Origin of the sequence: Rhodococcus sp. FH8 (genome assembly GCF_019266085.1) — a bacterium.
GTDB lineage: Bacteria > Actinomycetota > Actinomycetes > Mycobacteriales > Mycobacteriaceae > Rhodococcus_F > Rhodococcus_F qingshengii.
In genome coordinates this window covers 1-18,856 of the sequence record NZ_LPNQ01000049.1, presented here as the reverse complement: position 1 = coordinate 18,856, position 18,856 = coordinate 1, and the positions used below count along the sequence as shown (strand labels likewise).

15 protein-coding genes and 2 pseudogenes are annotated in these 18,856 nt (G+C 62.3%); 8 read left to right on the top strand and 9 right to left on the bottom strand.

Going from position 1 to position 18,856, the window contains the following annotated elements:
* Window positions 1-137: 137 nt before the first annotated feature.
* The 6 genes and pseudogenes from ATN38_RS01175 to ATN38_RS01155 form a co-directional block, all read right to left on the bottom strand.
* Window positions 138-332: pseudogene (locus ATN38_RS01175) on the bottom strand (IS110 family transposase); the annotation flags it as partial.
* A 234-nt stretch (window positions 333-566) separates the two neighbouring features.
* Window positions 567-800, bottom strand: a complete 234-nt coding sequence (locus ATN38_RS32515; protein ID WP_021334551.1) for a transposase — start codon at window positions 798-800, stop codon at window positions 567-569.
* 123 nt (window positions 801-923) lie between these two features.
* The gene (locus tag ATN38_RS32510; RefSeq protein ID WP_330885272.1) at window positions 924-4,496 is read right to left on the bottom strand and encodes a WD40 repeat domain-containing protein; all 3,573 of its coding nucleotides are present in this window, start codon (window positions 4,494-4,496) and stop codon (window positions 924-926) included.
* Between the two features lie 396 nt (window positions 4,497-4,892).
* Window positions 4,893-5,021: an integrase core domain-containing protein gene (locus ATN38_RS33305; RefSeq protein WP_021334548.1), complete on the bottom strand. Its 129-nt coding sequence runs from the start codon at window positions 5,019-5,021 to the stop codon at window positions 4,893-4,895.
* A gap of 63 nt (window positions 5,022-5,084) precedes the next feature.
* A pseudogene (locus tag ATN38_RS33300) lies at window positions 5,085-5,244 on the bottom strand (IS3 family transposase); the annotation flags it as partial.
* Window positions 5,245-5,574: 330 nt separating this feature from the next.
* Window positions 5,575-5,811 carry a DUF2892 domain-containing protein gene (locus ATN38_RS01155; RefSeq protein ID WP_011331582.1) on the bottom strand — a complete coding sequence of 79 codons (237 nt, stop codon included), beginning with the start codon at window positions 5,809-5,811 and terminating at the stop codon, window positions 5,575-5,577.
* 136 nt (window positions 5,812-5,947) lie between these two features.
* On the opposite strand from ATN38_RS01155, the gene ATN38_RS01150 reads away from it, so the two are divergent.
* Complete coding sequence (locus ATN38_RS01150; RefSeq protein ID WP_011331581.1) at window positions 5,948-8,128, top strand: MMPL family transporter; 2,181 nt, start codon at window positions 5,948-5,950, stop codon at window positions 8,126-8,128.
* A gap of 115 nt (window positions 8,129-8,243) precedes the next feature.
* Complete coding sequence (locus ATN38_RS01145) at window positions 8,244-8,507, top strand: metal-sensitive transcriptional regulator (RefSeq protein ID WP_011331580.1); 264 nt, start codon at window positions 8,244-8,246, stop codon at window positions 8,505-8,507.
* Window positions 8,508-8,534: 27 nt separating this feature from the next.
* Here ATN38_RS01145 and ATN38_RS01140 read toward each other — a convergent pair whose 3' ends face one another.
* Window positions 8,535-9,071, bottom strand: a complete 537-nt coding sequence (locus ATN38_RS01140) for a hypothetical protein (protein WP_011331579.1) — start codon at window positions 9,069-9,071, stop codon at window positions 8,535-8,537.
* Window positions 9,068-10,273, bottom strand: a complete 1,206-nt coding sequence (locus ATN38_RS01135; protein WP_021334544.1) for an FAD/NAD(P)-binding oxidoreductase — start codon at window positions 10,271-10,273, stop codon at window positions 9,068-9,070. The genes ATN38_RS01140 and ATN38_RS01135 overlap by 4 nt, the downstream gene beginning before the upstream one ends.
* Window positions 10,274-10,857: 584 nt before the next feature.
* On the opposite strand from ATN38_RS01135, the gene ATN38_RS01130 reads away from it, so the two are divergent.
* The 6 genes from ATN38_RS01130 (at window position 10,858) to ATN38_RS01105 (ending at window position 17,186) form a co-directional block, all read left to right on the top strand.
* Window positions 10,858-12,252, top strand: coding sequence for an MBL fold metallo-hydrolase (locus tag ATN38_RS01130; protein WP_030537988.1), 1,395 nt, complete (start codon window positions 10,858-10,860; stop codon window positions 12,250-12,252).
* A 588-nt stretch (window positions 12,253-12,840) separates the two neighbouring features.
* A complete protein-coding gene (locus ATN38_RS01125) occupies window positions 12,841-13,629 on the top strand; it encodes a GntR family transcriptional regulator (protein WP_011331576.1) in 789 nt (262 codons plus the stop codon).
* A gap of 28 nt (window positions 13,630-13,657) precedes the next feature.
* The gene (locus ATN38_RS01120; protein WP_011331575.1) at window positions 13,658-13,996 is read left to right on the top strand and encodes a rhodanese-like domain-containing protein; all 339 of its coding nucleotides are present in this window, start codon (window positions 13,658-13,660) and stop codon (window positions 13,994-13,996) included.
* 1 nt (window position 13,997) lies between these two features.
* Window positions 13,998-14,840 carry a sulfite exporter TauE/SafE family protein gene (locus tag ATN38_RS01115; RefSeq protein WP_011331574.1) on the top strand — a complete coding sequence of 281 codons (843 nt, stop codon included), beginning with the start codon at window positions 13,998-14,000 and terminating at the stop codon, window positions 14,838-14,840.
* A gap of 82 nt (window positions 14,841-14,922) precedes the next feature.
* Window positions 14,923-16,689, top strand: a complete 1,767-nt coding sequence (gene ctaD / locus ATN38_RS01110; RefSeq protein ID WP_011331573.1) for a cytochrome c oxidase subunit I — start codon at window positions 14,923-14,925, stop codon at window positions 16,687-16,689.
* Window positions 16,686-17,186, top strand: a complete 501-nt coding sequence (locus ATN38_RS01105) for a hypothetical protein (RefSeq protein ID WP_134771772.1) — start codon at window positions 16,686-16,688, stop codon at window positions 17,184-17,186. Before ctaD ends, ATN38_RS01105 begins: the two co-directional genes overlap by 4 nt.
* Before the next feature lie 669 nt (window positions 17,187-17,855).
* On the opposite strand, the gene ATN38_RS01100 is transcribed toward ATN38_RS01105, so the two are convergent.
* Window positions 17,856-18,539 carry a sigma-70 family RNA polymerase sigma factor gene (locus ATN38_RS01100; RefSeq protein WP_021334540.1) on the bottom strand — a complete coding sequence of 228 codons (684 nt, stop codon included), beginning with the start codon at window positions 18,537-18,539 and terminating at the stop codon, window positions 17,856-17,858.
* Window positions 18,540-18,856: the final 317 nt, after the last annotated feature.

The following is an 18,856-nucleotide window of genomic DNA, read 5'->3' as shown; positions in this document are numbered from 1 at the left end:
CGCCGGACTCTCCGACCGCGTTCTCGCGGCGGGATTCCCGGTAGCCGAACCCTCCGTGATGGGGTCGGCGGATCGCAGAGGAGTCGGTAAGACCGACGATCTCGACGCCGCTCGTATCGCCCGATCATTCCTCGCTGTCCGGGGTTGAGGAGGTAGTAGATCTCGCGAGCCAGGTAGCGCTTCAGGCACCTGATCGCTTCCAGCTTCGAATGGCCTTCGCTGATCTTCTTCTCCACGTAAACCTGGGTTTTCGGGTCGAGTCGAATACGGCCGATGACGGCCAGATGTTGACGATTCCTCAGCACGGGCGTACCTTCCCGCCAGCGTTGGCGCGCTGGACTTGATCAGAATCCTGTTCGTGTACAGATCATCATCCGGGAAGGTGCGTCCTCCCGGGATCCACAGGTTTCGATCATTCCTCCGCATGAAATGTTGATCTGCTCAAACCCGTTATGCGACATGCCGATCTACCGGAATGTCCTCGTGTGATCAGTCCTTCGACGATCGCGATCTTCCTTTTGGGGGCGCCACCGACTGATCGTCGAACAAGGCGCACACATCGCGAGTCAATGCGAGTTCAGCTTCGAGTGCAGCGATAGGGCGCGGGCCGATGCGAGCTCGTCGGACTCAACGCTCGGTACACCGCCGCGCACCTCCGCATCGATCAGGGCTTGGGCTTTCCACCGGAACAACGTCGCCGGCGATATGCCGGTTTCCGTAGCGATATCGGCGACTGTGTCACCACTTCGCAGACGGTGCGAGATCTGTCGCCGGACTGAGTTCGGATACGACTTGGGCACTGTGACCTCCTATGGACCGCTCTGCCTCATCTCTCATATAGATGGTTCACTTTGAGGGGCACGGATCATGCGGTCACTTGATGGGGGGTCATGTCACAGTTACCCGCCTCAGCCTTCCCGATTTCAGGCGCAGGGCGGGTGGTAGTCGAGGCCGGGCAAGACCTGATCCCACAACTGCGATGTGAGAATTCCCCGCGTCGCGTGGCAGACGCGGTGGGCAGCAGCATCAGCGTCGAGGGTGAGCGCGCGCATCGCACCACCCTCGCCTGCGGCCATGATTCTGCTCCCCGCCGGGTCGAACGCTACGCGCCACCGCACCGTTCCAGTTGGCACGATCGAGGTCCCCGTGCCGCGGATCCGTAAGCCATCGACGTCCCAGATTCGCACCGATTGGTCGTCGCTACCGCTAGCGAGGTGCTCTCCGTCAGCACTGAAGGCCACGGACCTTACAGTACTGGTATGCCCAGTTAAGACTTCCGGGTTGGCGTCGGTGTCATTGTCTGACCCGATGCTCCATATGCGGATCGATTGGTCGTCACTACCGCTGGCAAGGAGCTGGCCATCGGGACTGAACGCGACTGAGTTCACAGCGCCGGTATGCCCAACTAACGCGTTCCGTCGGGGGACGGGCATTGCAGGGTTCGACGCATCCCAGATGCGGACCGTGTTGTCGCTGCTCCCTACGGCGATGAGGTTACCTCCCGGGCTGAATGTGACGGAATTGATCCAGCCCGACGGGCCGGTCAGTGCGGCCCTTATGGGGTCGGGTCGGCTGGGATCGTCAACACGCCACAGCATCAACGACTGGTCGTCTGCGGCGGTCGCGAGTATGGAGCTATCGGGGCTGAAAGCTAGCTCGTGGGTATAGCGTGCGGAAATTGGTAGTACAGGACCCGCTGCCGCGGTTGCGCCTGAGGTAATGGTCCACAGTTGGACACCGGTGCTGCCGAGGCCCGCTGTCGCAAGAGTGGACCCGTCCGGTGAGAGAGCGAGGTTCTCGATCCCGAGTCCGTCAGGAGCGCGAAGCCGTTCCCGGATTGTCGGGGTCCGTCCTCCTGTGATATCCCAGAGTAGGACCGTACCGTCGAGTGATCCGGTGGCCATCACTTGTCCGCTGCGATCGATTGCCGGTGTGGCGACCCTGCGGCTGTGCCCAGCGAGTACCGCGCTAGGCAAACTCCAGACGCGAACGAGGCCGTCCTGACCACCGGTAATTACTTTCGTTCCGTTGTTCGTGAAAGTTGTCGTCGTCAGTCCACCGCTGCTCCCGACGAGCGGGCCGCCGAGCACAGTGGGATGGTCGGGATCGATCACAGACCAGACACGAGCGGTGCCGTCCCAACTCGCCGAGACCAGCGACTGCCCATCCGGACTGAAAGACACCGACCAGATTGCGGCAGTGTGGCCGATCAGCGGGGTCTGCCCCATCACCGGCGTATTCGGGTTATCCACCATCCAGATCCGTACGCTGTGATCGTCACTGCCCGTAGCCAGCATTCGGGAGTCCGGGCTAAATGCCACGGAGTGGACGGTGTCGGCGTGCACCCGTAGCGGCGGTCCCCACGGGATTACCGGTCCAGCGAGGTCTTCTACGTTCCACAGTATTGCGGTGTGGTCATCACTTCCCGTCGCGAGGGTACGGCCGTCCGGACTGAACGCGACGGTGCGGACTGGCGCCTCATGTCCGCGGAGAGGGGGGGTTCGTTGCGTCACGGCGGCCGAATTATCCACATCCCACAGGCGTGCCGTCGTATCGTCTCCGGCGGTGGCGATTGTGCGCCCATCAGGACTGAACGCGACCATGTAAATAGCGCCGGAATGGCCGACCACGGGGGAACCTAGTGGACTGGGACGGTCCGGATCTCGAACGTCCCACAGGCGCAGAGTTCCGTCACCCCCTCCACTTACGAGATAGTGCCCGTCCGGGCTGAAGGCGACACTGGTGACCCAGCTGGTGTGCCCGACCAGAGGACCACCTAATTGTTTGCCGCTGAGTGGATCCCATAGCCGAATCGTGCGGTCGTAACTGGCGGTGGCCACAATTCCGTTTCCCGCTACTGCGGTGTCGTAGATAGCTCCGGTATGTCCGGACATCGGGCTTGCCAGCGGAGCGTTTTGACTGGCAAGTACCATCGCGTGTGCGGCCGGGTCGAGAGGTCGCAACGCTGAGCCGGCAAGAGACACCTGAGCTGACAACGAGGGGTCGGAGTTCTGTGTGCGCCCGGCTTGTGCAAGCACCTCGGCGAACTGAGCGTCGTTTCGCTGAACGTCGGACGATACGCGTTGGGCATGACTGGTCAACGCCAGGACCATCGCTACCACCGTAAGGAGACTCAGCAAGCCGACCATGCACCGCTTCAGCAACAAGGCGGTACGGGCTTGACGGTGTCCGGCGTCGACGTACTCACGTGTTGTGGTCGCGAACTTAGCGGAGGGCTCCCTGGTCAATGCCAATGCAGACTCGAGCCGAAGCCCTCGATAGAGAAGCGACACTTCGCGATCGTTGCGGTTCCATTCGTCCGCATCCCGGTCCAGACGTTGACGTCGAACTGTATCCGCGCGATTGTCCTCCAACCATTCTGCGAACCGGGGCCAGGCTTCGAATACAGCCTCGTGGGTGAATTCGATTCCGGCGGAATCGCATGTCACAAGCCGACTGTCGATTAGTGCATCAAGGGCGGCTAGTCCGGCCTCGACGTCGGGGACGCTTTCCAGCAGTGTGTGTCGCGCAAGTCGGCGTCGTGTGTCGGGCCCGTCCTCGTTCACCGTGACCAGTCGCAGTAGCATTTGCCTGGCAGCGTGACGTTGGAGAGGAGTAAATGTCGACCATACTTCCTCAGCTGTACGTGCCAACGCCCCGTGGACACCACCAACAGATTCGTAGGCGGCAATCGTCATGGTCTGCGCAGAACGCGCATTCCACGTCTCTGTTAAGGCGTGCGCGAGCAGCGGAAGCGCGCCCCCATGTCCATATCCTGCGCCAGTTACGCCGTTGTGTACCCCGAGGTCGCGGATGATGACATCGACCAAGCCGGGTTCGACGTCGACGCCGACCAGCTTGGCCGGCCCGATCACTGCGGATGCTATTTCTTCGCGCGTCATCGCGCCCAGCACCATCTGATCTTGTTCCAGACGCCGGGCGAGTTCCGGAATCCTCAAGCATTGTTCATAAAAATCTGCGCGCACCGCAACAACAACTGCATCCACGGGGCTATCCTCAAACCTTCGGGCCTTTGCCAGTGTCACCAGTTGCTCGACGAATTGTTCCCTGACGACACCATGGTGGCATTGGGTGAACAGTTCCTCGAAACGGTCGATGATCACGATGACTCGCCCATCTGGTCGCGCCATCAACGCAGCATCCAACGCACCGAGGGGGTCTGCGCCAGGACTCAGCTGTACCGCTGACCGATTGGGGCTGAGGGCTGGTAGTAGGCCAGCATGCAAGAGCGACGACTTCCCAGTCCCCGAAGCGCCCACCAGAAATGTCAGTGCGACATCGTCTCCGCCGTCGAGTGCTTTGGACATCAGTGCCGCTGTAGCCTTGTCGCGGCCAAAGAACAATGTGCTGTCTCCCTGTCCGTATGCTGCCAAACCTATGTACGGGCAAGGGATTTCGGGTTTCCCTGGAGGTGCGAAGCGCCTTTGGTGAGACACGTCAGTTGTGACTACGTGATTGCTTCGCTGCGCACGCATCCATAGCTTTTGCCACTGTGATAGTGAGTACAGCCCCTCTACCGGGGGTTCGGGAACCCGTGCGCGTGCCGCAGCGACAAGAACATGCAAGGCCGCTGACAAACCCTCGAATCTGGCAGGTACGTTTCGGCCACCCCGCCAGTCGGAAAGCCGCTGCGCAGATACGTAGACAGTTCTGCGGGAAGCCCCGCTGACGATCGAGGCATTGGCGCGGTCAGCAACTCTCTTCAAAACCGGGTTTCCAGCCAGTTCATACAATAGTGCAAACCTGGCAGCGAACTCTGATCGCGCGTTCTCGTCAGCCCGTGAAGATCCCATGCCCACTCCATGCACTCGCTTGTTACCGATAAGTAGACATTACTGGGACTGTGAACCGTGCCGGGTTTCTTGCCGCTCCTATGCCGGCGACATCTCCGGCTGGAGAATCGATAGTTGAGAATAATAGACGGCTTCGAACTCGTCGGGAGTGACGTAGTCCAAGGTGCTGTGCGGACGGCGGGTATTGAACCAATCCACCCATTCCATCGCCCAAGAATTCGATGTCGTCGATCGTCTTGATCGCCCCTTGCGGAAACGGACTGCTCTTGGAAACTGCTTCTGTCTTGAACGGTCCGATTATCGACTCTGCAAGGGCGTTGTCGTAGGCGTCGCCGACGTTTCCAATTGAAGCCGCAATCCCTTCCAGCGCAAGCGTTTCTGTGAAGGCAATTGATGTGTATTTACTGTTGGCATCGCTGTGATGGATCAAGTCCATCGCCAATCTTATGACCGCCGTGATCGCGTCGCTACAACGCCATCTTCAATGCCGTAGTGACGATGATCATCTCCCGCACAATCCACGTCCTACCGGAACGGCACCGCGACTCGAAGGTGGAGTCGTACGGAAATTGGGTAAGAACCAGGTTTCGACCGTCGTTCACAACTCCTGAAATGAAAACGATGGAAAGCGATTGAGCACCCCCTCGTCTGGGTTGGTCGAGCGTCTTCGGGGCTTCGGCACCATCGGTCGCAGGCAGATATTACGACCAGGGCCATGCACTGCGTGTGACCAACAAAGACTGATCGTGTTGCGACGCCCCTAGAATCTGCCGCTCTGACGTATCCCCAATCGCCGCATCAGCAGACTGGCCGGGCACCATCCCACTGCCGAGTAGAACACGAGGTTTCCGCCGACGAACGCGGTCAGTGCTTGCCATCGGCGGTCGTGCAGACGGGCGAGCGCGAGGCTGGTGAGCACGACGGTGCCCGCGAGTGCGGGAACAGCGCGTTCGATGCTCAGACCGGCGGGTCCGTTGAGGGTGTCGTTGCATGACATGCGGAGAGCCTCGGTTCTGTGAGATGTTGCGGTTCGACTGGTATACCCCACGGGGTAGACGATAGACTACACTCAAGATACCCTAGGGGGTACGTGCTACCGTTCGGACACCGCTCCCGACCATGAAGGACACACAGTGAGTTCTACGGACGTTCGAACCGACGAGAGTTCTGCAGACAGCTCGCCGCCAGGGATCACTGGGGGGCCGTTGGCGCGCTTCGGTGCGCGCATGGCAGGCAATTTCAAGTGGGTGGTCACCGCGTGGCTGGTGGTCATCATCGGATTGGGAGCGTTTGCCCCGTCTGTGTTCGGATCTCTCGCCGGTGCCGGTTGGCAATCCAACGGATCGGAGTCGGTCCAGGTTCGCGAACTCGCACAGGAGCACTTCGGCGGGAACTCTTCTGCGGCGATACAGGTGGTCGTGCACTCGGACACCGAGCAGGTGACGGACCCCGCTGTCGCGGCTGTCATTTCCGAGGTCACCGACATTCTGGCTGCTGACTCGCGGATTTCCGAGGTGATCGCCCCGAAACCGGGGATGTCGATCAGTGCCGATGGGCACACCGGAATTCTCATCGGTGGAGCGAACGGGACGACCGACGAGATGGTCAAGGCCGTCGACGATCTCAAGGGCGACTTGACCGCAGCCTCCACGGACTCGATCGAGGTTTACCCGACCGGAGCATCGGCGCTGTGGAGTGACTTCAACAAGGCCAACCACGACGCGATGATCAAGGCCGAAATCATCTCCTGGCCGGTCACATTGGCGATCATGGTGCTCGCGTTCGGATCACTCGTCGCGGCAGGCCTGCCCTTGCTGTTGACACTGGCCGGTCTCGTCGCATCCGCGGGTGGCTTGGTTCTGCTGAACGAAATCACGCCGATCTCGGTGTGGGCGATGAACTTTGCGATGATGTTCGCCCTGGCGCTCGGTATCGACTACGCGCTTTTCCTCGTCGTGAGGTTCCGGGATGCGCTGCGTAAGACCATCGACACCGGTCGGATCGACCCGCAGCGTGCAGTGGCAGAAACGATGGACACGGCAGGCAAAGCCGTCCTGCTGTCCGGACTGACCGTGCTGATCAGCTTGTCTGCCGTGCTTCTGGTACCCGCACCTGCGGTGCGCACGATGGCCGTGGGCATCATGCTCGCGGTGGTGTTCGTTCTCGCTGCCACCCTCACGCTGCTCCCCGCAGTTCTGGGCAAGCTCGGACCGAAGGTCAATGCCGGCTCCCTCCCGTACGCGAAGCGGCAGGTGCATCGCTCGCCGAAATTCGCGTCCTGGGGTCAATTGCTGCACAAGCATCCGTGGCCGTTCGCCATCGGCTCCCTGTTGATTCTGGTGGCGCTGTCGATTCCGGCACTGGGCCTGAAGGTCGCCATGCCGTCCATTTCGGTTGTGCCCGAGGACGCTCCGGTCCGGCAGGGCTACGAATTGGTTCAGGCACAGATGGGTGAAGGCGCACCAGGAATGCTGCAGATCATCGCCCCCACGTCGGAGGCAGAGCAGACCGCACAGATCGCAGCGAGCGTGAACGGCGTATCGATGGTGACGCCGCCCATGCCCGCCATGGACGGATCCGACTTCGTCATGCTGCAGGCCATCCCGAACGTGGATCCGTCGGACCCCGCACTCGAGACCACACTCGACGCCTTGCGTGCCGAGCTGCCCGAGGGCGCGATCGTGGGCGGTGCGCCCGCGGAGAACCTGGACCTGCAGACAGCGTTGAACGAGTATCTGCCGATCGTGGTGTCGGTGATCCTCGTGCTCGGATTCCTGTTGCTGCTGATCGCGCTGCAGGCACCGCTGATCGCCCTGCTGGGGACCGTGGTCAGCCTGCTGTCCACCGGAGCGGCATTCGGTGTGGCGAAGCTGATCTTCCAAGACGGTCACGGCTCGTCGCTGCTCGGATTCACGCCGCAGGGATTCCTGAACGGCTGGGGCCCGGTGTTCTTCTTCGCGATGATTTTCGCAATTGCGATGGATTACACGGTGTTTCTGCTGTCGAGCGTCAAGGAACACTACGAGAACACCGGTGATCCGCACGGTTCTCAGGTCGACGGAATGGCGCATTCGGGACGGGTGATCTTCGCGGCGGCAGCGGTGATGATCGCGGTGTTCTTCTCGTTCGCGCTCGCCGAACCACTGCCACCCAAGGAGATGGGAATCATTCTGGGTGTCGCCGTATTGCTGGACGCGATTCTCATCCGCTTGGTTCTGCTGCCGGTGTTGTTGCGCTTGACCGGCCACGCCGCGTGGTGGTCACCCGCATGGCTACGAGCGGTGTTGCCCAAGATCGGCTTCTCACACAGCTGAGTGTCACCGATCTCGAGCAACACAGTGGTGGCCGAGGCCGTCCGGCTTCGGCCACCATGACCGCTCTTACCCCTAGGGGTAAACTGGAGTTTCATCGAACGAAGGACTGAACGACATGACCGGTGACACCGAAAGCATCGCGTTGGTATTGAACCGTCTGCGGCGTGCGCAGGGTCAGCTTGCAGGAGTGATCGCCATGATCGAGAGCGGTCGTGACTGCAAGGATGTCGTCACCCAGCTGGCCGCGGTATCGAAGGCCCTCGACCGGGCAGGCTTCAAGATCGTCGCCACCGGGCTCCGTGAGTGCATCACCGGAGCGGAGACGGGCGAGAAGATGAGCGAAGCGGAGCTCGAGAAGCTGTTTCTCGCCCTCGCCTGAGGTCCGCGACGGTGCGCCGACCTCGCGTCAGCAGTGTGAGGGTGCTCCGAGGGGCCCGTGTGGATGGGTGAAAACCGCACGGGCCCACAACGCTGTGGACAACAGCGCCGCCGCACATCCCAAGTACATTCCGATGGAGGGGCCCGCGAACTCGGCATCGGGCGTCAGCGATTGCCTCGACCAGATTGCCAGTACGGCGAAGACCGTGGTTACTCCGTTCCCAGCCAACGCCAAACCTGCCCATCGGAACCGCCGAAGTGAGCGAGCGGCTGCGGCCACCGTGACCGTGAACGTGGCGCTGAAGACGACGAACAGAGTGGGTAGAACTCCCGCGGACTCCGCTTCGGCGCGTGATGTACGGAGCAAGACGTCATATCCATGCGCCGAACCGGTGTGGGGTAGCGCGAACCCCAGGATTGCGGTCGCTATCGCGGCGATGAGAATCGGCATGCTTCTGCCGAACTCGACCTCGGGCAGCACCCGTCGCTCTATGGCGTCGAACACCGAGCGGTACGTGCTCAGCTCGCCGTCGACGCCGTGACTCCTCGGCTTTCGGCAGCTCACGCCCGGCCGGTGAGGATGGCGTTCCAATACAACGCCGGCAGGCCGCGCCTCTTCAGGAACCACATGTCGCGGCGTTCGTGGGTGGTGTCGATGAACGGAATCGAGGGTGCGGGCTGCATCGTGTAGTCGAATTCGGCCAGAAGCATCGTGTTCCGAGAGGTCGTCAAGGGGCAGGAGGCATAGCCACCGTACTGCGCGGTCAGCGGGCGGCCGGCGATGCTCGCCTGCAGGTTCTCGGCGACGACGGGTGCCTGCTTGCGAATTGCGGCACCGGTCTTGGAGTTCGGCGAGGATCCGGCATCACCGAGTGCGAAGATGTTGTCGAATCGACTGTGCCGCAGAGTGTTCTTGTCGATCTGTACATATCCGGCTGGATTGTCGGGGTCCGCTATGGGGCTGGCCTTGATCCAGTCCGGTGCAGATTGCCGCGGTACGACGTGGAGGAGATCGTAGGGTAGCTCTTCGCTCACTCCTGCAGCATTGTCGGTGATCGTCACCGATCGGCCGTCAGGATCGACGGCGGTGACCTCACTGTTCTTACGCACCTCGATGCCGTAGCGCGCTACCACCCGCTCGAGCTCCTCGGCGAAGACCGGCACTCCGAACATTCCGGGTGTGGGCAGGACGAGGACAACTCGGATGGCGTCGAGCACGCCCTGCTCGCGCCAGTAGTCGGCTGCGAGGTACGCGATCTTCTGTGGGGCACCCGCGCATTTGATGGGGCCGGACGGCATCGTGAACACTGCGGTGCCCGAACGCATCTTCTGGATCATCTGCCACGTCTTGGGTGCGAGATCGTAGCGATAGTTGCTCGAGACCTGCGGGGTGTCGATCGATTCGGTCATTCCGGGCACGGAGTCCCAGTCGAGCTGAATACCGGGACACACCACCAGGTGGTCGTAGTGGACGGTGGTTCCAGAGGAGGTGCTGACCGTCTGGGCCTCGGGGTCGACCCCCTCGGCTCGATCCTTGATCCAGCCGACGCCCTGCGGCATCACCGACGCCTCGCTGCGCGCACTTTCCGCGGCCGGGGCCCGGCCACCACCGACGAGAGTCCACAGCGGTTGGTAGTAGTGGGTCCCTGCCGGCTCGATGACGCCGATGTCGGTCATTCCTGCTCGCCGTAGACGTGCTGCAAGCGAAAGACCGGCGTTGCCTCCGCCGATGATCGCAACTTTGTGGTCGATGGTGTGCGCGGACATGTCGTCCTCCTGTTCGTGACACGAGCTCGGTAGGCGCGGTCTCGATTCGGTTGGTGCGGGATGGGTCAGCTCGACGTCGGTGTGGGCGCGTGCCGTGAGGTCATGACGAAGGTGTGGTCATTCCGGCTGGCGTACTGCGCATACAGCAGTCGTGCTGGAAGTTCGTTCCGGCGTTCGAGCAGCTGGTGTGCAAATGCAAGTGCGGAAGTGCAAGGCACCCTCGCCTTGATTGATCGTACGGATGTACGTACATTAGGGCTAAGGCTAGTCGCCGAGTACCACGAACGCCACACTCAAGGCGGATGAACTTTCCTCTCCCGCCCCGAGTCGACGAATGTCAGACGGCCCGAGGAGGACGTGATGGTCGACGATCGCTGCAGTGTCGCCGTGAGTCCGCTGCGCCTCGCTGGATCGGCCGGGTGCGATGCCCCTGGGTGTCCGTTGGTATGCCGACCTGCTGCACGTTCACCCGCGAGATCAGGCCCGTGCGCCATGGCGCACAGAACCTCCTGAAAATACCCCACTGGGTACCATGGATTGTTGACACCTGCACGACCGCCGCCACGATCGACAAGGAGATTTCGATGCTTCTCGAACGCATCTACGACGAAGACCTCGCCCAAGCCGGATACTTCATCGGCTGTCAGACCAAGGGAGAGGCAGTGGTGGTCGACGCCCGCCGCGACATCGGTGTGTACCTGGACCTGGCCGATCGGCATGGCATGACCATCACCGCCGTGACCGAGACCCACATCCATGCCGACTACCTGTCCGGCACCCGCGAGTTGGCCAAGGCCACCGGCGCGACCACCTACGTCTCAGGAGAGGGCGGCGACGACTGGCAGTACGGCTTCGAAGCCGAACGCCTCCACGATGGCGACACGCTGACTCTGGGCAACATCACCGTGCAAGCCGTTCACACGCCCGGCCATACCCCGGAGCACCTCTCGTTCCTGGTAACCGACGGTGCCTTCGCCGACGCTCCGGGATACATGTTGACGGGCGACTTCGTCTTTGCCGGCGATCTCGGCCGGCCGGACCTACTCGACGAGGCCGCCGACGGTGTCGACACCCGTTTCGAGGGTGCCAAACAGATCTTCCGCAGTCTGAAGCGATCGTTCGTCACGCAGCCGGATCATATCCAGGTCTTTCCGGGTCACGGTTCGGGCAGCGCCTGCGGAAAAGCTCTCGGCGCGCTCCCGTCGACCAGCGTCGGCTACGAACGCCGTTTCGCTTGGTGGGCCGGGTACGTCGAGCGCGACGACGAGCAGGGCTTCGTCGATGAGATGCTCGACGGCCAACCGGACGCACACGCCTACTTCGGCCGGATGAAGCGTCAGAACAAGCAGGGCCCGGTCGTTCTCGGGCCACTCTCTCCACTGCACGAGTACGACTCCGCAGAATTGGCACGCGCCCTGGATTCCGACGAGGTCGTCCTCCTCGACACCCGCGGCCAAGATGAGGTGCACGTCGGCACTGTCCCCGGAGCGCTCAACATCCCCGGCCTCAGCAAGGCAGCCTCGTTCGGTGCCTGGGTCTACGACCCCGAGCGAGAGGACACTCCACTGGTGGTGCTCGCCGAGGACTGTAATGCCGCCGACGAGCTACGTGATCACCTGCTGCGGGTCGGCATCGATACGGTGACCGGGTACGTCACAAGTCTACGAGGCCTCCCCATGACGACGCCCGAGACGATCGGGGCGGACGAGCTGGATTCGTTCGACCCGGCAATGGTGCTGGACGTGCGCAACAAGACCGAACACGCCGACGGCCACATACCTGGCTCCGAACAGCTCAGCGGCGGCCGATTGTTGTGGAACCTCGACGGACTACCCACGGGCGGTCCGATCGTGACCTATTGCCAGAGCGGCGTCCGCAACGCGGTCGCAGCCAGCGCACTGCGTCGCGCCGGCTACCATGTCGTCGAACTTGAGGGCAGCTACGCCGCCTGGGCCGAGCACAACCTCGAAACAGTCTGACCGGACACACCCCGAACAGGGGGCCCGTCGTACCGTCCGCCCCCGGTTCGCTGCTTAGCTTGTCTATAAGGCTCGTCGAGCCACCGATGGCGGAGCGGACCCCAGGCGACAATCCCGATCCGGTACCGACTCGGAAGTAACGTGATGCTGCGTCGCTACGCCGACATATTCACCAGGTTCGACGCGATCTCCAACAGGGCCTCCTTCGTGCTCGGCGCGTCGACACCGCGGATGGGTGAAACCTGTGTGGCAGCGGGTAGTTCAGCGGTCGGCATACGAGCGGAATGGGACTGGGCGCGCGTGAGTTCGCGGCGAGAATTTTCTCGATGCGATCGGTGTCTCGTTTACGGGTCTGCGAGGCCGGCGGCTGTTCCGTCGTGGACGGAAGGAGTTGCGGTCCCCGAGGTCCTCGATGGAGATCACTTCGGACGTGTACTGAGCATCACTCCCTGATCGCCCGTACGGATGTACGTACATTTGTTGTACAGTAACCCACGAGCGTCAGCATGTGGCGACTCAACCCACGAGTGTCAGCATGTGGCGACTCGAATTCGGATTCCGACACACAGATCGACAGGAGAGCCTCTGATGGTCGACGACGATCGCAGTGCCGCGCTCGACCGCTCCAGTGCGATGCCGCTGTGGGCGCAACTGCATGCCGATCTGGTCCGCAGGATCGGCGACGACGAATTCGCCGGCTCCGAGTTCCCGGGCGAGCATGCGTTGACCACGAGTTACGGCGTGAGTCGTCACACCACCCGCGAGGCTCTGCGGCGCTTACGGAACGAAGGAATCTTGATTGCGGAGCGTGGCCGGCCTTCTCGGCTGGCGGCTCCGCCGGTGATCGAGCAACCTCTCGGTGCGCTCTACAGTCTCTTCGCTGCCGTGGAAGCCACGGGTGTTGCCCAGCACAGCGTGGTGCGTGCACTCGAACTACGCACCGACCCCGCGGTCGCTGCCACTCTGCAGGTCGGCCCCAAGGCCCCACTGCTCTACCTGGAGCGCATCCGTATGGCAGGGACGATGCCGTTGGCGCTTGACTATGCCTGGTTGCCAGGAGATCTGGCACACGACCTCCTGGACGCAGACTTCACTCATACAGCTCTGTACATCGAGCTCGAGCAACGCTGCGGCATCCGCCTCACCGGTGGCCGCGAGGACGTCACTGCCGTCGTCCCGGATCCAGAGGATGCGGCAGCACTCGAACTCGATGCGAAGACCGCCGCGCTGTCGATCCGCCGTTTGGGTTTCATGAACTCCCGGCCGGTGGAGTTACGGCACACAGTGATTCGAGGAGATCGGTTCACCGTGTCGGCCACGTTCTCATCGAGCGAGGGCTATCGCTTCGTGCCGGCCATGCCGCTGCACGCCCTGTAAGCACCCACCGATCCAAGGAGCGTTCTTCATGACTGGAGCACTACCGGCAGCCGATCCAGCTGCCGCACACGCACTGATCGCCGAATCCGGAGCCATCCTGATCGATGTCCGCGAGGACGACGAATGGGCTGCCGGACATGCCCCCGCTGCCGTACACGTCCCCCTCGGATCGCTCGACCCCTCCGATTACACCCCGGACCAGCCTCTGGTGGTCGTCTGCCGTTCCGGAGCCCGGTCGAGCAAAGCCGCGGCGGTACTCGGTGCGGCGGGACGCACGGCCCACAACCTGACCGGCGGAATGAAAGCGTGGCACCAAGACGGCCGCCCCGTGGTCCGTGATGACGGCACCCCCGGCACAGTGATCTGACATGGTCGCCACCCTCGCGATCGCAGTCGCCGCCGGGATACTCATCGGGCTCTCCCTCGGCGCACTCGGTGGTGGGGGATCGATACTGACTGTTCCTGCACTGGTGTATCTCCTGGCGGTCGAACCGCAATCGGCAACGAGCGCCTCGCTGATCATCGTCGGCATCACCTCGATCATCGCGGCCATCAGCCATGCGCGAGCACGTCACGTGCGGTGGCGGGCAGCCGGAGTGTTCGGAATCCTGGGCTCGGTGACCGCTTTCGGTGGATCGATCCTCAATCGGTCGGTCGACCCGCAGATCTTGCTGCTCGCGTTCGCTGCACTGATGATCGTCGCAGCCGGCGCGATGCTGCGCCGTACACGGCGCGGACACGATGCCGACGTACCGACGCCGAACCCGGCCGAGACCGAGGAGATGCACCCTAGCGCCGTCGCGGTCACCACCAAGCCCGCGAAAGTGAAGATCAACACTTCACAGGTGGTCAAGCTGGTCACCTCCGCGCTCGTCGTCGGCTTCCTTACCGGTTTTCTGGGAGTGGGCGGCGGATTCCTCATCGTCCCTGCCCTGGTTCTGGCACTGGGTTATACGATGCCCGTCGCTGTCGGAACATCGCTGGTGATCATTTCCATCACCAGCGCAGGCGCCTTCACCGAACGCCTCGGCACGGGTGCCGCAATCCCGTGGGAGATCGTCGTTCCGTTCACTCTCGCGGCAATCGCAGGCTCGTTCGCAGGAAAAATCATCACCGACAAAGTCTCTGTCACCACACTCACCCGTAGCTTCGCAGCCCTGCTACTCGTCGTGGCCGTCTACGTCACTGTCCAATCCGCCATGGCCCTGTGATGCACGCCGGCGTCGCCCACCGAGCCCCTTTCTACGCACGCAGTTGCGGGCGCACCCCACACCTGGATCGAGGAGATCGTCGATGACCGCACTGATTCCCCGCCGAGAAGCAGCCAGGCCGTATCCGGCGCGTAGTGAACCCAAGGGCTCGACACTGTTCCAGTTGGTGACCACCACCGATCATAAAACGATCGGCAAGATGTATTTGGTCACCTCGTTCGGTCTGTTTCTCATCGGCGGTCTGATGGCGTTATTGATGCGCGCTGAATTGGCGGTGCCGGGGCTGCAGTTTCTTTCCAACGAGCAGTACAACCAACTCTTCACCATGCACGGTACGATCATGCTGTTGCTCTACGCGGTACCGGTGGCCTACGGTTTCGCGAACTACATTCTTCCGCTGCAGATCGGCGCACCCGATGTCGCATTCCCGCGGCTCAACGCGTTCGCGTACTGGTTGTATGTGTTCGGGTCGTTGATCGTGCTCGCCGGGTTCATCACCCCGGGAGGCGCGGCGGACTTCGGGTGGACCGCTTACACCCCACTGACGAGTGCACTGCATTCACCCGGTGTCGGTGCCGACCTGTGGGTACTGGGCCTGATTCTTTCCGGGCTCGGCACCATCTTGGGTGCGGTCAATTTCGTCACCACCGTCGTCTGTCTACGGGCACCGGGGATGACGATGTTCCGGATGCCGATCTTCACCTGGAACATTCTTGTGACCTCACTCCTGGTGCTCCTGGCGTTTCCGACCTTCGCCGCTGCACTGGCCGGTCTGGCATTCGATCGCCACTTCGGCGGTCACGTGTTCGATCCCGCGACCGGGGGAGCGATGCTCTGGCAGCACCTGTTCTGGTTCTTCGGACACCCCGAGGTCTACATCGTGGCGCTGCCCTTCTTCGGGATAGTCTCCGAGATCTTCCCCGTCTTCAGTCGCAAACCCATCTTTGGTTACAAGGGATTGATCTTCGCCACTCTCGGCATCGCTGCCCTCTCTATCACCGTATGGGCGCATCACATGTACGCCACCGGCGCAGTGTTGCTGCCGTTCTTCTCGTTCATGTCCTTTCTGATCGCGATACCGACCGGGGTAAAATTGTTCAACTGGGTCGGCACCATGTGGCGAGGGCAGGTTACCTTGGAGACGCCGATGCTCTTCAGCGTCGGATTTCTGATCACCTTCCTCTTCGGCGGCCTGACCGGGGTACTGCTCGCTAGCCCTCCGATCGACTTCCATGTCACCGACACTTACTTCGTCGTCGCGCACTTCCACTACGTGCTGTTCGGCACCATTGTCTTCGCCACCTATGCCGGGGTGTACTTCTGGTTCCCGAAAATCACCGGCCGCATGCTCGACGAACGCCTCGGCAAGTGGCATTTCTGGACGACCTTCATCGGGTTCCACATGACGTTCCTGGTTCAGCACTGGCTCGGCAGTGAAGGGATGCCGCGCCGCTACGCCGACTACCTACCCTCGGACGGCTTCACCACTCTGAACTCAATCTCTTCCATCGGAGCGTTCATCCTCGGAGCATCGACGTTGCCGTTCGTGTGGAACGTCTTCAAGTCCTACCGCTACGGCGAGCTCGCTATCGTCGACGACCCCTGGGGATGCGGCAATTCCCTCGAATGGGCCACCACCTGTCCACCGCCGCGCCACAACTTCACCGAGCTCCCCCGGATCCGTTCCGAGCGGCCGGCATTCGAGCTGCATTACCCGCACATGGTCGACCGGATGCGCACCGAGGCGCACGTGGGCTTGATGGGCCACACGGCCGGAGTCCGGGCCCCCTCCGAAGTCGTGGCCGACGGTATCGAACACGACACCGCCAGCGAGAGCGACACCCGGTGACGAGAGATCGTTGCGGCCATCGAGTGGGCGCGAATGTGCTGCTGCCGGGCCGAGGGTCGTACGCCATTGCCTGCGTCATGGGGTTCTACGTGCTCGCGCTGATCGTGGTGTTCACCTGCCTCGTTCCGCGTCTGTCGGCACGTTCTGAGACAGTTGTGACCGCCGCTGTGGTGGTGGTGTTCGCGGTGCTTCTCCTGCTCGCGATGATGTTCGCAGCGCGCACACCACGACGGGCGGCATCGGCACCGATCGGCGTCGTCGAAGGGTGGGCAGTGGTCCTGGACGTCGACATCGGTTCGGGGAGCGTGGCGCTGAAAGTGACTGTTCCAGGATCGGGAACATATCGGTCCGAAGTCCACGTATCACGTTCGATGGCAGTTCAACTCGTGGTCGGCAGCATCATCTCGGTCTGGGTCGACCCCGACCGTCGTCAGAGGATGACCCTGGTCGGCAGTGCACCTCCGCCCGCCGAGGCACCTGAGCAGTGGCGGCACTGACGAGCCCGATCGAGGCCAACTGCGCGACGACACGAGAGAGGCTTCGGCACGCAACGATGCCGACCGATATACCGCTACGACACCGTCGTTCGGTGTTCGGGCCACGAACCACCGATGACCGCTCCGAGTCTGGACGCGCGCCATCGCTTCTCTCGGGACGAGGTCCTTGGAATGCCCGTGTTGGTGGTGTGATGCCGACACTCATCTGCACGATCCGACAGGTTTCGACGTAGTCCGGTCTACGTCGACACAGGCTCGCTCGGTGTGCGAAATGCCTTCGACGCGACCACGTCGCAACGGTGGACGACACCACCGGATGCCTTCTCAAAACCGAACCTGACCGCCGGCATCCGGTGCGTCCGCGAGCCCGTGCAATCTGGGGCAGGTGGAGATCGCGTACTGCCTCTACTTCTTGGAGAACATGCGAGAGAACAATCCGGTCGATTTCGGATCGGCCTCGTGCCCATTGCATCGAGCGGACGCGGGAACGCCCCGCATCACTTGCTGAACGTGTTGGCCGCAACCCGCCCAGGTGGTCTTTCCGCACTTCTTGCACGTGACAGCTCTGCACATGGCATCTCCTCAAGTTCTTCGACTATGAAGGCAACTATACCCGTAGGGGTATAAAGTCAGGTGGCCGGGCCGAGGCGGCCGGATGGCCACCGCGTGCTACCGGTTGGTGTTGCCCAATGTGTCGACGGCACGGACGAAGTCCGGCGGCATCGCAGAACTCCACGGGCGCTGCCCGAGTGCAGTTTTGATTCCCACCAGTGCCCCAGCTATCGGTGGGCAGCGGGGGCACTGTCTGAGGTGTTCGTCGATCCGCGTCGATGTTTCGACATCGAGGTGACCGTCGAGATAGGCCGACGCGTGGACCAGGGTTTTTCGGCACAATTCGGAATCGACACTCTCGCTCGCGGATACGGCGGGGAGTGCTCGCAGCAGTCTAATCCGCGCGCGATGAATCCGCTTGTAGACCGATGCGACGGTGAGCTCGCAAACCGTGCTGATCCGAGGTGCGGTCCATCCTTCACCGTCGTGGAGCGCAAGAACCATTCGATCCTCGACGGACAAGGTCGCCAGAGCGGCACGCACCGTCTGCTCGTCGGCCAGCGACTCGGCGAGAACCTCGGGATGATCGAGACGGCTGACCGGCAAGTCGATATCGTCGATGCCCGATGGCACGGTGCGCGCCGAATCCGCGCGCGCTGCCAGATCCCGGGCGCGATTGATCGCGATTCGGTAGAGCCAGGTCGACAGAGCGGACTCCGCCCTGAAACTGCGCCTGCCACGCCACGCACGTTCGAGCACATCCTGCACGAGGTCGTCCGCGTCGGCTGGTGAGCGGGTCATACCCCCCCGCGATTCTGCGGAGAACCGGGGTCTGAACCGACAGTTCGACAGCGAAGTCCTCGTCGCCGAGAGCATCGGAACCACCATCGCGGGCGCTCGCCTGTTCGCCGACCTGTCCAGATCGGCGAGGTCGTCCGTCCAACAGTGAAAGACCGTCTACAGGACAGGACCGATCATGTCGTTCGTCGATTGGAGGAATGATCGAAACCTGTGGATCCCGGGAGGACGCACCTTCCCGGATGATGATCTGTACACGAACAGGATTCTGATCAAGTCCAGCGCGCCAACGCTGGCGGGAAGGTACGCCCGTGCTCACG